Genomic DNA, 15,493 nt, shown 5'->3' on the forward strand with positions numbered 1-15,493 from the left:
ACTTCAACCTGTTCCCCGTCGGCCCGGGCCGGCGCGTGCTCGACCTGGGCTGCGGCGGTGGCCGCCACGCCTTCGAGATGTACCGCCGCGGCGCCGACGTCGTGGCCTTCGACCAGAACGTCGGCGACCTCGCCGAGGTCGACACCATGTTCGCGGCCATGCGCGCCGAGGGTGAGGCCCCCGAGGAGGCGACCGCCGAGACCGTCAAGGGCGACGCGCTCGACATGCCCTTCGACGACGAGAGCTTCGACCGGGTCGTGGCCGCCGAGATCTTCGAGCACCTGCCGCACGACACGGCCGCGATGCGCGAGCTGTTCCGCGTGCTCAAGCCCGGCGGCATCGCCGCGGTGACGGTGCCCAGCTTCCTGCCCGAGCGCCTGTGCTGGGCCTTGTCGGAGCAGTACCACACCAACGAGGGCGGGCACATCCGCATCTACACGCGCGCCGAACTGGAGGCCAAGCTCAAGGCCACCGGATTCGAGATCGGCCCGCACCACCACGCGCACGCCCTGCACGCGCCGTACTGGTGGATCAAGTGCGCGGTGGGCACCGACAACGACGACCACCCGCTGGCCCAGGCCTACCACCGGATGCTGGTCTGGGACATGCTCCAGGCCCCGAAGGTCACCCGCGTGGCCGAGCGGCTGCTCAACCCGGTCATCGGCAAGAGCGTCGTGGTGTACGTGCGCAAGCCGCTCACCGCCGCCTGATGGGGGCCGCCGTCCCCGCCGCCGAGGCCCTGCGCCTGCCGGGACTGCTCAGTGCCGAGGAACTGCTCCGCTCGGCCGACTACCTGGTGCGCAGCCAGGAGCCCGACGGCGCGCTCCCCTGGTTCCCGGGCGGGCACACCGACGTGTGGGACCACGTCGAGTGCGCCATGGCCCTGACCGTGACCGGGACGGTGGTGCCCGAGCACGCCGAGGCCGCCCGCCGCGCCTACCGGTGGCTGGAGCGGACCCGGCACCCGGAGGGCGGCTGGCCCGCCAAGTTCCGCCAGGGCGCCCCGGTGACCGGGCTGCGCGAGGCCAACCACGCCGCCTACCCCGCGGTCGGCCTGTTCCACCACCTGCTCACCACCGGCGACGCCGCGTTCGCCGACCGGATGTGGCCCGTGGTGGACAGCGGCCTGGAGTTCGTGCTGGCCCTGCGCGGGCGGCACGGCGAGATCCTCTGGGCCCGCGACGAGGACGGATCCGCCGGCGACCACGCCCTGCTGACGGTGTGCGCGAGCGTGCACCACGCCCTGCGCTGCGGCGCCGCCCTCGGCGCCCGGCTCGGCCACGACCGCCCCGAGTGGACGGCCGCCGCCGACACGCTGGCGGTGCTCATCAACGAACACGAGGACCTGTTCGCCGACCGCGCCCGCTTCTCGATGGACTGGTTCTACCCGGTCCTCGGCGGCGCCGTGCGCGGCGTGGCCGCCAAGGAGCGCGTCCAGGACCGCTGGGACACGTTCGTGGTGGCGGGCCTGGGCGTGCGCTGTGTGAGCGACCAGCCGTGGGTCACCGCGGCGGAGTCCTCGGAGCTCGTCCTGGCCCTGGCCGCCATGGGCGAGCACGAGGCGGCGGTCCGGATCCTGCGCGACGTGCAGCACCTGCGCGACGGCGACGACGGCGTCTACTGGACGGGCTACCAGTTCGCCGAGCAGGTGCGCTGGCCCATCGAGCGGAGCACCTGGACCTCGGCCGCCGTGATCCTGGCGGTGGACGCCCTCACCCGCACCACGGAGGGTTCGCGCGTGTTCCTGCACACCTGGGACGACGCGCCTCGGCCCTGACGCGGCCCGGGGGCCGCGAGAGCCCTCTGCGCCGACCCGGAACCCCTGACAGGGGGCCGGGCGAGGGGTGCCGGGCCAGCGAGGCGGTGCGGCCGGCTCAGGCCGCCCCGACCCACCGCGCGAACAGCGCCGGGCCCCGCACCGCATCTCGGGGCCGGTCCGCGCACAGCACGACGCCCCCGTCCCGCCGAAGGCGGAACGGGGGCGTCGGTGCGAACACCCGCGAGTACTACTGATCTTCCTCACGCGAGGGCGGCAGGTCCGTCTCACCGCCGCCGCCGGGATCGGGCTCGGGGTCGCCGCCCGGGGGACCCGTGCCCGGATCCTCCGGGACCGGGTCGACCGGAGGATCCGGCACGGTCTCCACCGGTTCGTCGTCCGGGACCGGATCCACCGGCTCGTCCGGCGTGCCTCCGCCCTCCTCCGGCGCTTCCGGGGTCTCCGTGGACACGTCCGGCGCGTAGTGCTCCGTGGATCCGCCGAACGACGGCCCCGGGAACGAGCCCACCTCGTACCCCTCCATCGCCCTGGTCATGTACGTGTTCCAGAGGGTGGCGGGCAGCCCGCCACCGGAGATGTTGTGCCCGGGGATGCTGAAGCTCTCGTTGTTCTGGTTGTACACGCCCACCGACGTGGTGAGCTGGGGCGTGTACCCCACGAACCAGGCGGCGACGCTGCCGTTGGTGGTACCGGTCTTGCCCGCCGTGGGGTGGTCCCACAGGTTCGCCGCCGTCCCGGTCCCCGAACTGGCCGCCTGCTCGAGCGCGTAGGTCACGTCGTTGGCCGTGGACTCCTCCAGCGCCCGGTGTTGCTCCACCTCGGGACGCTCGTTCTCGCCCGCGTTGTTGACGATCTCCTTGACCACGTGCGTCTCGATCGCGACCCCGCCGTTGGCGAAGGTGCTGTAACCGCTGGCCTGGTCGACGGGCCGCACGCTGATCGCGCCCAACGGCATGACCGGCACCAGCTGGTCGTCGCCGATACTGCCCTCGGGCAGCCCCATGTCGTAGGCCGTGTCCCGGATGTTCTCGAAACCCACTTCCTCGGCGAGCTGGATGTAGCCGAGGTTGTTGGAGACCCGGGTGGCCTGGATCAGGTCCATCACACCGCCGGGGGCGTTGCCGGCGTTCTGGATCCGCGAGCCGCTGATGGTCTGCGGACCGCGCCCGTCGACCATGGTGTTGAGCCCGATGCCCTGTTCCAGGGCGGTGGCCAGCACGTACGGCTTGAACGCGGAACCGGCCTGGGCGGCGCCCAGGAAGGCGCTGTCGTACTGGTTCTCCCAGTAGTCGTGCCCACCGTAGAACGCCAGGACCTCGCCGGTCGCGTTGTCGATCGTGGTCAGGCCCATGTTGACGCCCTCGGGCAGGTTCTCCGGCGGGACCGTGCTCTCGAGCGACTCGTAGGCGGCGTCCATCATGTCCTGGTCGAACGTGGTGACGATCTTGAACCCACCGCGGTTGATCTGGTCCTCGGTGTACCCGAGCTCGGTGAGCTCGTTCATCGCCTCCTGGAGCATGTAGCCGCGGTAACCGCTCAGGTCCGTGCCCTCGGAGGGCCGCTCCGCCTCGGGGGCGGGGAACTCCATCGCGTCGGCCTCGCCCTGGTCGATGGCGCCCGTGGCCACCAGGCCGCCGACGACGTACCCCCAGCGGCGCTCCATTTCCGGCGTGGTCTCCACGTCGGCCTCGCCGAAGTAGGACGGCTGCTGGATCGCGGCGGCCAGGAAGGCGGCCTCCTCCGGAGTGAGCTCGTCGACGTCCTTGTGGTAGTACGCCTCCGCCGCCGCCTGGATGCCGTAGGCCTCACGACCGAAGTAGATCGTGTTGAGGTACTGCTCCATCACCCATTCTTTGGACTCGCTCTGGTCCACCTTGATGGAGATGATGATCTCCTGCAGCTTCCGCGAGACCGTCTGCTCCTTGGAGACACCCTCGTAGTAGTTGCGGACCATCTGCTGGGTGATGGTCGATCCACCCTGCACCTGTTGGCCGGTGACGGTGGACCACACCGCGCGCGTGGTGCCGCTGATCGAGACGCCCGGCTCCGTCCAGAAGCCGCGGTCCTCGGCGGACACGACCGCCTCGACGACGTGGTCCCCGCCCGCCGTCATCTCGTCGTAGCTGATGATCTCGCGGTTGTCGCCGCGTTCGGCGAAGGCGGTCTCGCCGTCGGCGAAGTAGAACGTGGAGCTCTCGGTGAGGGCCTCGGCCTTGGCCGCGTCGGGGACCTCGATGGTGGTGTACAGGTAGGCGAACCCCGCGCAGCCGGCGATGACGCCCAGTCCCATGACGATGAGGGCCACGCGCAGGATGCGCCACCACAAGGGCTTCTTGGCCTTCCGGCCCTTCTTGCCCTTGCCGCCCTTGGGACCTCCGGGGCCCTTGGGGCCGCCGGGACCCGTCGGACCTCCAGGACCGCCCGGTCCCGGTGGGCCGCCCGGCCCGGTGGGTCCACCGGGTCCGTGCGGCGGGGCCTCGGAGCCGGCCGCCCCCGAGGCGGCCGAACCGGTCACCGCGGCGGCGCCCTGGCCGCCGGTGTGACCGGGGGCACCGGGGTGTCCGGGGGCGCCGTATCCGCCAGAGTCACCGGCGGGACCGGACTCGGCGGAGTTCACGGTCTCGGGTGTCACGGGGGCTCCGGGCGCGCCGGGGCCGCCCGAGTACGAGGCCGCACCCACGATTCCGGCCACACCGGCGGCACCCGCCGCCGAGGCGGGCCCGGTGCGGGGCACGTCGTCCTGGGCGGCAACGCCGCCACCGGCGGGCTCCGCGCCCGTCTCCGTGAGGTTCAGGCCCTCCGGCGGGGTGGAGGTGTGCTGCGAAAGCCGTCGGGGCTCCGGCCACAGCGAGGCTTCCACGTCCTCGGCAGCACCGGGGGACGTCGATCCCCCCGCCGGTGTCTCGACGGTCTCGGGCCCGTTCTCCCGCTCTGCCGTGTCGGCGGCGGACCAGGCCTCGGTGACGGCCGGCTGCTCGCCGGAGCGGTCGGACTCGCGCTCCGGGTCGGGCTCGCCCTGGACCGGAACCGCCTCGGTCGCGGCCAGGGAGGCGGCCGCGACGACCGCCGGTTCGGCGTCGGACGACGGCTCGGAGGACTCCGGGCCGTCCTGCTCGGTGGCGGAGGCCGGCTTGGAGAACCAGTCCGTGCCCGAAGCGGCGGGCTCCGCCGGCTCGGCGGCCGGTGTTTCGGAGTGCGCCGACTCCTCCGACACGACCGACGCGTCGGATGCGTCGGACGTGTTCACGGAGTCCGTATGGGCGTCCGCGGCACCCGCGGGCTCCGCGATGACGGGGATCTGCTCCGTCGCGGGTTCCGTGTCGGTCACGGACGCGTCACCGGGCCCGGGCACGGAGGAGGGGGCGTCTCCGGACTCGGCCGTCTCGTCGGTCTCCCGCTCGGACTCACTCGCCGAGCCCGCGTCCGCTTCCGCTCCGGTGTCGGTCCGGCCTTCGGTGTCGGCATCGCCGTCGCCCCGGGCTTCGCCCGAGGCGCCCGTGTCGAAGCCCTGCTCGACAAGGGTGCGAGCGACGCGTTCCCGGAAGAACGAACCGCTGGTCTTGAAGGTGATCGGGCTGATGAACTCAGGTTCCGGCTGCTCGGGCCGGTCGCCGGTGGAATCGTCGGAGTCCGCCTGCGCGGTCTGCTCCCCCTCGGTAACGGGTGCCCCACCCTCAGGAGTGTTCTGTCCGGACAGTGCCTCAGCAGAGGTGTCTCTCGTCTCCGGCGTGTGCTCCTCGGGACGCTGTCCGTCCGTCCCGTCCGCGCCGTGTGTGCTCTCGCTCAGCTCCCCGCCCCCATGGCAAATCACGTCCGGCACCGTGCCGTCCTGGTGTTTGACGCGCGGGTACCCCGGATCGGTTCAGTTCGAGTCTGGGCCGAAGCGGATTTCGGGGATTTCGCCAACGTCGCTTCGCCCTCGTCGCCACGATACCCGCCCGTATCAGCCTCAAGGCCGAGTCCATAACCACACGGCAACTTCTTACCGAAGGCTTACCCTGCGCAAGAGTGTATTGCCCTCGCCCTGGAGTTCACGGGTTTACGGAACGACGCGCGTCGCCGGCGGTCCCGATCACACGGGCGGGTGACGCGAAACTCCCCCGGAGTCGCGCGCCCCCGCGCCCGGTTCGTCTCCGCGTCAGGCGACCCGCTGGAGGACGCGCATGGACCCCACCACGCGCACCTCCTTGAACAGCCCCGACTCCAGTGCACGGCGGTAGATGTTGAACGGCGGCCGGCCGCCGTCCGCGGGGTCGGGGAACACGTCGTGGATGACCAGCGCGCCCCCGGGAGCCACATGGGGGCTCCAGCCCGCGTAGTCGGCCTGTGCGGCCTCCTCGCTGTGCCCGCCGTCGATGAACAGCATGCCGAGCGGGGTCCCCCACACACCCGCGACATCGGACGACCGGCCGACCACGGCGATCACCTCGTCGTCCAGGCCCGCCCCCGTGATGGTGCGGCGGAAGTGCGGCAACGTGTCGAACTTCCCGGTCTCCTCGTCCACGAGCGAGGTGTCGTGGTACTCCCAGCCCTCCTGGTGCTCCTCCGACCCGCGGTGGTGGTCCACGGTGAGTACCTTGCCGCCCGTCGCGCGTGCGGCGGCGCCCAGGAAAATGGTGGACTTCCCGCAGTACGTGCCGATCTCCACGATCGGACCCAGATGGGCGTACTCGCACGCGGTCTCGAAGAGAGCCGTGCCTTCGTCGGTGGGCATGAAGCCCTTCGCGGCCTCGGCGGCGGCGAGAAGGTTCTCCGGAATCGTTGTCGTCATACCGGAATTCTCCCACCGAACCGAATTCGGTGAGCGATCACCCCCATAGCCCGCACCCACGGTTTGTCCACAGGCAACAGATCACTCCTGGCCCGCCGGCCCCCACCACGGTTCCATAGGAAACGGGGGGACCCCACCCCCGCCAACACCCACCCCCGCCAACACCCACCCACCCACAGCAATTCACAAACGCACAAACCCGGGCACAAAAAAAGGGGAGAAGCCACCCCACAAGGCGACCCCTCCCCCAAAAAAAACCGTGGCAGCAACCTACTCTCCCACCCCACCACAGGGCAGTACCATCAGCGCAAGGAGACTTAACGACCGGGTTCGGAATGAGACCGGGTGTGACCCTCCCACCATAACCACCACGGAAACCAAACACCCACCACAAACCCAGCTCAACCCCACAAAAGGGGAACCAGATCCACAACGGGAAAACCGTAGGAAATGTGAAAAATATGCGCGAGCACCCAATTATCTGCAGCGGACAAGCCCTCGGCCTATTAGTACCGGTCAGCTCCACCCCTCACAGGGCTTCCACACCCGGCCTATCAACCCCGTCGTCTACAGGGAGCCTTACCCTCTCAAAGGAGGCAGGAGACCTCATCTCGAAGCAAGCTTCCCGCTTAGATGCTTTCAGCGGTTATCCCTCCCGAACGTAGCAAACCAGCCATGCCCTTGGCAGGACAACTGGCACACCAGAGGTTCGTCCGTCCCGGTCCTCTCGTACTAGGGACAGCCCTTCTCAAGTCTCCAACGCGCACAGCGGATAGGGACCGAACTGTCTCACGACGTTCTAAACCCAGCTCGCGTGCCGCTTTAATGGGCGAACAGCCCAACCCTTGGGACCAACTCCAGCCCCAGGATGCGACGAGCCGACATCGAGGTGCCAAACCATCCCGTCGATATGGACTCTTGGGGAAGATCAGCCTGTTATCCCCGGGGTACCTTTTAGCCGTTGAGCGACACCGCTTCCACACGCCGGTGCCGGATCACTAGTCCCAGCTTTCGCTCCTGCTCGACACGTCCGTCTCACAGTCAAGCTCCCTTGTGCACTTACACTCAACACCTGATTACCAACCAGGCTGAGGGAACCTTTGGGCGCCTCCGTTACTCTTTGGGAGGCAACCGCCCCAGTTAAACTACCCACCAGACACTGTCCCCGAACCGGATCACGGTCCAAAGTTAGATGCCCGAAACAGTCAGAGTGGTATTTCACCAACGCCTCCACCGCCACTAGCGTGACGACTTCACAGGCTCCCACCTATCCTACACAAACCATCCCAAACACCAATGTCAAGCTATAGTGAAGGTCCCGGGGTCTTTCCGTCCTGCTGCGCGAAACGAGCATCTTTACTCGTAGTGCAATTTCACCGGGCCCATGGTTGAGACAGTGGGGAAGTCGTTACGCCATTCGTGCAGGTCGGAACTTACCCGACAAGGAATTTCGCTACCTTAGGATGGTTATAGTTACCACCGCCGTTTACTGGCGCTTAGATTCCCAGCTTCGCAGGCCGAAACCCACTAACCAGTCCTCTTAACGTTCCAGCACCGGGCAGGCGTCAGTCCGTATACAGCGTCTTACGACTTCGCACGGACCTGTGTTTTTAATAAACAGTCGCTTCCCCCCGCTATCTGCGACCCCACCCAGCTCAGGCCGTAAAGACCATCACCAGACAGGGCTCCCCTTCTCCCAAAGTTACGGGGACAATTTGCCGAGTTCCTTAACCATGGTTCACCCGAACGCCTCGGTATTCTCTACCTGACCACCTGCGTCGGTTTAGGGTACTGGCCACACACGAACTCGCTAGAGGCTTTTCTCGACAGCATGGGATCACTCACTTCACCGAAAACGGCTCGGCATCACGTCTCAGCCTCACGGTGTGCGGATTTGCCAACACACCGGCCTACACGCTTACCCCCGGACAACCACCGCCGGGTAGAGCTACCCTCCTGCGTCACCCCATCACTTACCTACTACAACATCGGTTCCCAGACCAGCCACAACCTCGACCCGAAGGTCTCAGAAGGAGCCGGCGTGGTTAGCATCCGTCGCCTCGGTACTGGGCGCTCGTGCACGGGTACGGGAATATCAACCCGTTATCCATCGACTACGCCTGTCGGCCTCGCCTTAGGTCCAGACTCACCCTGGGCGGATTAACCTGCCCCAGGAACCCTTAGTCAATCGGCGGCAACGTTTCTCACGTTGCTTTCGCTACTCATGCCTGCATTCTCACTCGCACACCCTCCACCACACGATCACTCGGCAGCTTCTCCGGATGCACGACGCTCCCCTACCAACCCAAGAACAAGTCTTGAGCTTCACAGCTTCGGCGGTGTACTTAAGCCCCGCTACATTATCGGCGCAGAACCACTTGACCAGTGAGCTATTACGCACTCTTTAAAGGATGGCTGCTTCTAAGCCAACCTCCTGGTTGTCTGGGCAACTCCACAACCTTTCCCACTTAGCACACGCTTAGGGGCCTTAGCTGATGATCTGGGCTGTTTCCCTCTCGACTACGAAGCTTATCCCCCGCAGTCTCACTGCCACGCTCTAACTTAACCGGCATTCGGAGTTTGTCTGACGTCAGTAACCTTGTAGGGCCCATCAGCCAAACAGTAGCTCTACCTCCAGCAAGAAACACGTGACGCTGCACCTAAATGCATTTCGGGGAGAACCAGCTATCACGGAGTTTGATTGGCCTTTCACCCCTACCCACACCTCATCCCCCAGGTTTTCAACCCTGGTGGGTTCGGGCCTCCACGAGGTCTTACCCCCGCTTCACCCTGGACATGGGTAGATCACTCCGCTTCGGGTCCACAGCATGCGACTCAAACGCCCTATTCAGACTCGGTTTCCCTACGGCTACCCCACACGGGTTAACCTCGCCACACACCATGACTCGCAGGCTCATTCTTCAAAAGGCACGCCATCACCAAAGACAAGCTTCAGCTCTGACGGCTTGACAGCACACGGTTTCAGGTACTATTTCACGACCCCTCACCGGGGCACTTTTCACCTTTCCCTCACGGTACTAGTGCACTATCGGTCATCAGGACGTATTTTGGCTTAGCAGGTGGTCCTGCCAGATTCACACGGAATTTCACGGGCTCCGCGCTACTCGGGAACACACCAACACCTAGCCGGCAACTTCGTCTACGGGACTCTCACCCACTACGGTTCCGCTTCCCAACGGATTCAACTATCACCAGCATCAGCGCTCCGGGCCGACAGACCCGAAAAGATGCGCCCCACAACCCCGCACACGCAACGACTGCCGTCTATCACACGCATACGGTTTAGCCTCTTCCCCGTTCGCTCACCACTACTAGGGGAATCACTTTTGTTTACTCTTCCTACGGGTACTGAGATGTTTCACTTCCCCGCGTCACCACCAACCACCCTATACATTCAGGTGGCGGCAACCCGACACAACTCGGGCTAGGTTTCCCCATTCGGACACCCACGGATCAAAGCTCGGTTGACAGCTCCCCGTGGCCTATCGCGGCCTCCCACGTCCTTCATCGGCGCCTGATGCCAAGGCATCCACCGTGTGCCACTATCACTTGGCCACTACAGATAATAAGATGCTCGCGCACACTATTCACAAATCAAAACACCAACCGCACACCCCGACACCACTCACACCAAACGAGATCCTCGTCCCGATGGCACCTGAGAGTTCTCAGAGGCGGTCCGCGGGAAACAACACAACCACCAGACCCACAAGGTCCGATGGTCGAGGTTGCTTCCTCAGACACCCAACAGCGCGCCCCCTGGCGCTTCTAGTCACCAGGAGCAAAGTTCGATTCCTTCAAGCCACTCCCGACACCAGCACAGACAACCTGTACCGGCCGGGTCCACTTTCGAGTCCGGCCAACCATAGGAAAGAGTTGGCCTTTGAAAGACTCCTTAGAAAGGAGGTGATCCAGCCGCACCTTCCGGTACGGCTACCTTGTTACGACTTCGTCCCAATCGCCAGCCCCACCTTCACTCATTCCCTCCCCGAAGGGTTAGGCCACAAGTTTCGGGTGTTGCCGACTTTCATGACGTGACGGGCGGTGTGTACAAGGCCCGGGAACGTATTCACCGCGGCGTTGCTGATCCGCGATTACTAGCGACTCCACCTTCATGGGGTCGAGTTGCAGACCCCAATCCGAACTGAGACCGGCTTTTAGGGATTCGCTCCACCTTACGGTATCGCACGCCCATTGTACCGGCCATTGTAGCATGTTTGCAGCCCAAGACATAAGGGGCATGATGACTTGACGTCGTCCCCACCTTCCTCCGAGTTGACCCCGGCAGTCTCCCATGAGTCCCCACCATTACGTGCTGGCAACATGGAATAAGGGTTGCGCTCGTTGCGGGACTTAACCCAACATCTCACGACACGAGCTGACGACAGCCATGCACCACCTGTCACCCACCAACTAAATGACCCCACATCTCTGCAGGTCCACGGGTGATGTCAAACCTTGGTAAGGTTCTTCGCGTTGCGTCGAATTAAGCAACATGCTCCGCCGCTTGTGCGGGCCCCCGTCAATTCCTTTGAGTTTTAGCCTTGCGGCCGTACTCCCCAGGCGGGGCGCTTAATGCGTTAGCTACGGCGCGGAAACCGTGGAAAGTCCCCACACCTAGCGCCCAACGTTTACGGCATGGACTACCAGGGTATCTAATCCTGTTCGCTCCCCATGCTTTCGCTCCTCAGCGTCAGGTAAGGCCCAGAGACCCGCCTTCGCCACCGGTGTTCCTCCTGATATCTGCGCATTTCACCGCTACACCAGGAATTCCAGTCTCCCCTACCTACCTCTAGCATGCCCGTATCCACTGCAGAACCGGAGTTAAGCCCCGGTCTTTCACAGCAGACGCGACACGCCGCCTACGAGCTCTTTACGCCCAATAATTCCGGACAACGCTCGGACCCTACGTATTACCGCGGCTGCTGGCACGTAGTTAGCCGGTCCTTATTCCCCACCTACCGTCAACCCCACGAGAACGTGGAGCCTGCGTTGGTGGTAAAAGAGGTTTACAACCCGAAGGCCGTCATCCCCCACGCGGCGTCGCTGCGTCAGGCTTTCGCCCATTGCGCAATATTCCCCACTGCTGCCTCCCGCAGGAGTCTGGGCCGTGTCTCAGTCCCAGTGTGGCCGGTCGCCCTCTCAGGCCGGCTACCCGTAATCGCCTTGGTAGGCCTTTACCCCACCAACTAGCTGATAGGCCGCGAGCCCATCCCTGACCGATAAAACTTTCCACCGTCCACCATGAGGTGGCCGGTCGTATCCGGTATTAGACGGCGTTTCCACCGCTTATCCCAGAGTCAGGGGCAGGTTGCTCACGTGTTACTCACCCGTTCGCCGCTCGTGTACCCCGAAGGGCCTTACCGCTCGACTTGCATGTGTTAAGCACGCCGCCAGCGTTCGTCCTGAGCCAGGATCAAACTCTCCATAAAGGTCATACAACCCTAACCCGGCCACCGCGGACGGTACCTGGGCGGGTAAACCTAGAAGTAATCCTGACCGACCATCTTACGATGGCCAATCAAAGGAACCCTTCACACCGAAGTGTGACGGGGCCAAAACAAACATGGCTTAAAGAAATTCAAACACGCGCTGTTGAGTTCTCAAGAAGCAACCGCTCATCCCGTACAAGCCCCGGTGCCGTTTCCGGCCCGTTCGCTCTTCCGTGGAAGGCTGTCTTGTCTGCGTTTCCACCGCTGTGAGCGGCTTGGACGCTTCGTTGTGTCTTTACTTTATCAGGTGTTCCGTGCCCCGCCAAATCGGCGGTTTCGGAGCAATTGATCGGGGTAAAGCCCGTTTTCACTTCTTCCGACCCGGCGAATTCGCCCGGCCTTTGAAGCAACTCCCTGAGCCTACCCGACCCGAAACAGTGCTCGGAACGGTACGGCCAGATGTGGAGGTGATGTCGCTTGTTACCGAAGTGGTCCGGTCCGGTGCTGAGCTCGGCCCTGAGGGCCGCTCGCCGTCCCGTCGCGACTCGGTGAAGTTTAGACAAGGGACCCGGCGGCGTCAAATCCGTCCGTGCGGCAGGAGACCCCGTCGCTGGGGACGTTCCGCGTCGGCCATCCTGTGAGGGACAGGTCCGCGGAGTGACGCCTCCGGGCTACTCGATCCCCTGCCGGGGACCGGGTGTCTAGGTGTCTAGCGATTGCTTGTCAGACATGGGTGGTCCTCCCCCTCGCCCCTGGGCCCCAAACACATCCGGATGGATTTTTCTGCCGAGGTTCCCAGTCCCCCGGGGACCCCGTGTTCGCACGGGACCCCCGGAGCACCTGGTGTCACGCCGTTCCCGTACCGGGCCGGCGACCGGTCAGACCATCTCCGCGAGGTCCGCGGCGAGCCGGCGGAAGGCGATCCCGCGGTGGCTGATCGCGTTCTTCTCCTGCGCGGACAGCTCCGCGGTGGTGCGGCTCTCGCCCTCGGGCACGAACGCGGGGTCGTAACCGAACCCGTTCTCGCCCCGACGCTCGGTGAGGACCCGTCCCCGGAGCACGCCCTCGGCGACCACCTCGGTCCCGTCCGGCATCACCAGCACCGCGGCGCACACGAACTGTGCGCCCCGGCGCTCGGCCGGGGTGTCGGCCAGCTGGTCCAGGACCAGGTCGAGGTTGGCGCGGTCCTGGTCCTGCCCACCGAACCGCCCCGCCCACCGCGCGGACAGGACGCCAGGCATCCCCCGGAGCTCGTCCACACTCAGGCCGGAGTCGTCGGCCACCGCCGGCAGGTCCGTGTGGGCGGCGATCGCCCGCGCCTTGAGCAGTGCGTTGCCGATGAACGTCGGCTCGGTCTCGGGGACCTCCGGCGCGTCGGGGAACGCGTCGAGTCCGAGCACCTCGGCGGTCACCCCCGCCTCGGCGAGGATGGCCCGCATCTCCGGGACCTTCTTGGCGTTACGGGTCGCCAGGACGATCTTCACCGTTCCCCCTTCGCGCGGAACACCGCCGATCCTGGAGCCGACGCTGTTCGTGGCGGTCACTCCGACAGCGCCTTCTTCTGGATGGCGGTCAGTTCCTCGCAGCCGCCGGCCGCCAGGTCGAGCAGCTGGTTGAGCAGGTCACGGTCGAACGGCTCACCCTCGGCGGTGCCCTGCACCTCCACGAACCGGCCGTCGCCGGTCAGCACGACGTTCATGTCGGTCTGGGCGACCGAGTCCTCCAGGTAGTTCAGGTCCAGGCGCGGCTGTCCCTGGATCACACCGACGCTGACCGCCGACAGCGATCCGGTGAGCGGGTTGTTCTTGAGCTTGCGGCGCTTGCGCAGCCACTTCATCGCGTCCGCCATCGCGACGTAGGCACCGGTGATGGCGGCGGTACGGGTGCCGCCGTCGGCCTGGAGCACGTCGCAGTCCAGGGTGATGGTGTGCTCGCCCATCGCCTTGAAGTCGACGACGGCGCGCAGGGAGCGGCCGATGAGGCGGGAGATCTCGTGGGTGCGGCCGCCGATCTTGCCGCGGACCGACTCCCGGGCGCCGCGGGTGTCGGTGGCGCGGGGGAGCATCGCGTACTCGGCGGTGACCCACCCCTCGCCTGTCCCCCGCCGCCAGCGGGGCACACCGTCCTCGACGGTGGCGGCGCAGAGCACGCGGGTGTCTCCGAACTCGATGAGCACGGAGCCTTCCGCCTGGCGCAGCCAGTTGCGGGTGATGGTCACAGGGCGGAGTTGGGTCGGAACACGTCCGTCAGGTCGGGCCATGTCATCGAGCGTATATCCGTGGGAGGCCGCCCGGTGCGGGAGCCGGGAAGTCGCCACGCCCTCGTGTCGGGCGGATCCCCGAGGCGATCACCTGCGCGGGGCCGGGGCCTTGCGGACTCCGACCCGGTCGGGAGCGGACCCCACACCCGGGGTGCCGGTCAGGCGCGCACCCGGTCGGATGCGGCCCCGGTCGGGCGCCGACCCGGTCCAGTGCGGACCCCTCAGGCGCGGGGCCGGTCGGGTTCGGTCCCGGTCAGGCGCCGACGGGGTGCACCTGGCCGCTGCGGGCGAGGTCGATGGGTCCGCCGTAGGTGGAGCGCGCCTCGGTGAGGGTGACCTCGTCGTCGTTCCACGGCACCAGGTGTGTGAGCAGCAGGCTGCGCGCGCGTGCCCGGCGCGCGTGCTCGCCCGCCTCGCTGCCGGTGAGGTGCATGTCCTTGGGGTGTTCCACGTGGTCGTGGAAGGCGGCCTCGCACAGGAACAGGTCGGTGTCGGTGGCCAGGTCGACCAGGGAGTCGCAGGCCCCGGTGTCCCCGGAGTAGGTCAGACTCGACCCCTCGTGCTCCAGGCGGATGCCGAAGGCGTCCACCGGATGGTTGACGGTGTCCACGCGCGCGGTGAAGGGGCCCAGGTCGAAGGTGCCGGGGGTGAGTTCGTGGAAGTCGAAGACCTCGGTCATGCCGGGGTCCGGGTCCAGGCCGTAGGCCTCGGCGACCCGCTGCGCGACGCCCTTGGGTCCGTAGACGGGGATGCGGGGCTTGGGCCCGCCCGGCGGGAACATCCGGGCCACCCAGTACGAGCACAGGTCGAAGCAGTGGTCGGCGTGCAGGTGGCTCAGGTAGACGGCGTCGACGGAGTAGATGTCGACGTGTCGCTGCAGCGCGCCGAGGGACCCGTTGCCCATGTCGAGCAGCAGGCGGAACCCCCCGGCCTCGACCAGGTAGCAGGAGGCGGGGCTGTCCGGCCCCGGGAAGCTCCCGGAGGACCCGATAATCGTGAGTCGCACGTCGTCGTCGCCTTCTCGATGGGCCGCGCGGCGTCCGTGGCACTCGTCGTCGGACGTGTCCGGGGAGTGCGGATGGCGGCTGGTTCTGCGGATGTCCCGTTGTTACGGGTGTACCCCAATGACCGGCCGGGTGGTACAAAATGTGGCCCGCATCTCAGGCGACGAGGATCACGTGTGAAATTTTCACACACATTGACCATAGGTGTCCGGTTCATTGGGCGCGCGT

At 66.0% G+C, this 15,493-nt stretch carries 7 protein-coding genes and 3 rRNA genes; 2 read left to right on the forward strand and 8 right to left on the reverse strand.

All coding sequences use genetic code 11. The features are described 5' to 3' along the window. The first annotated feature begins 77 nt into the window (after positions 1 to 77). Positions 78 to 710: a class I SAM-dependent methyltransferase gene (locus DFP74_RS31085; protein ID WP_233571415.1), complete on the forward strand. Its 633-nt coding sequence runs from the start codon at positions 78 to 80 to the stop codon at positions 708 to 710. Next, on the forward strand, positions 710 to 1,777 hold the full coding sequence (locus DFP74_RS31090; RefSeq protein ID WP_121187324.1) for a prenyltransferase: 1,068 nt from the start codon (positions 710 to 712) through the stop codon (positions 1,775 to 1,777). The genes DFP74_RS31085 and DFP74_RS31090 overlap by 1 nt, the downstream gene beginning before the upstream one ends. Positions 1,778 to 2,006: 229 nt before the next feature. Here the strand turns inward: DFP74_RS31090 and DFP74_RS31095 are convergent, their stop codons facing one another. From DFP74_RS31095 to DFP74_RS31130, 8 genes are all read right to left on the reverse strand, one after another. Further along, positions 2,007 to 5,597, reverse strand: coding sequence for a transglycosylase domain-containing protein (locus DFP74_RS31095; RefSeq protein ID WP_121187325.1), 3,591 nt, complete (start codon positions 5,595 to 5,597; stop codon positions 2,007 to 2,009). A gap of 318 nt (positions 5,598 to 5,915) precedes the next feature. Next, a complete protein-coding gene (locus DFP74_RS31100) occupies positions 5,916 to 6,548 on the reverse strand; it encodes a class I SAM-dependent methyltransferase (protein ID WP_121187327.1) in 633 nt (210 codons plus the stop codon). Positions 6,549 to 6,805: 257 nt separating this feature from the next. Continuing rightward, positions 6,806 to 6,921 (reverse strand): 5S ribosomal RNA (gene rrf, locus DFP74_RS31105). A 112-nt stretch (positions 6,922 to 7,033) separates the two neighbouring features. After that, positions 7,034 to 10,125: ribosomal RNA gene (locus DFP74_RS31110) — 23S ribosomal RNA — on the reverse strand. 343 nt (positions 10,126 to 10,468) lie between these two features. Continuing rightward, positions 10,469 to 12,001 (reverse strand): 16S ribosomal RNA (locus tag DFP74_RS31115). The 16S, 23S and 5S rRNA genes sit together here, the layout of an rRNA operon. A gap of 878 nt (positions 12,002 to 12,879) precedes the next feature. Then, positions 12,880 to 13,485 (reverse strand): RdgB/HAM1 family non-canonical purine NTP pyrophosphatase, encoded by a 606-nt coding sequence (gene rdgB, locus DFP74_RS31120; RefSeq protein ID WP_121188633.1) that lies wholly within the window; start codon positions 13,483 to 13,485, stop codon positions 12,880 to 12,882. Between the two features lie 56 nt (positions 13,486 to 13,541). Continuing rightward, on the reverse strand, positions 13,542 to 14,261 hold the full coding sequence (gene rph, locus DFP74_RS31125; protein ID WP_121187329.1) for a ribonuclease PH: 720 nt from the start codon (positions 14,259 to 14,261) through the stop codon (positions 13,542 to 13,544). Positions 14,262 to 14,514: 253 nt separating this feature from the next. Beyond that, complete coding sequence (locus DFP74_RS31130) at positions 14,515 to 15,267, reverse strand: MBL fold metallo-hydrolase (protein WP_121187331.1); 753 nt, start codon at positions 15,265 to 15,267, stop codon at positions 14,515 to 14,517. Positions 15,268 to 15,493 lie beyond the last annotated feature (226 nt).

Origin of the sequence: Nocardiopsis sp. Huas11, from assembly GCF_003634495.1 — a bacterium.
Classification (GTDB): Bacteria; Actinomycetota; Actinomycetes; order Streptosporangiales; family Streptosporangiaceae; genus Nocardiopsis.

Bases quoted from the DNA above. Each gene is read 5' to 3' on its own strand.
- rph (WP_121187329.1), bottom strand. From the start codon at position 14,261: ATGGCCCGACCTGACGGACGTGTTCCGACCCAACTCCGCCCTGTGACC.
- DFP74_RS31085 (WP_233571415.1), top strand. From the start codon at position 78: ATGTACCGCCGCGGCGCCGACGTCGTGGCCTTCGACCAGAACGTCGGC.
- DFP74_RS31100 (WP_121187327.1), bottom strand. From the start codon at position 6,548: ATGACGACAACGATTCCGGAGAACCTTCTCGCCGCCGCCGAGGCCGCG.
- DFP74_RS31090 (WP_121187324.1), top strand. From the start codon at position 710: ATGGGGGCCGCCGTCCCCGCCGCCGAGGCCCTGCGCCTGCCGGGACTG.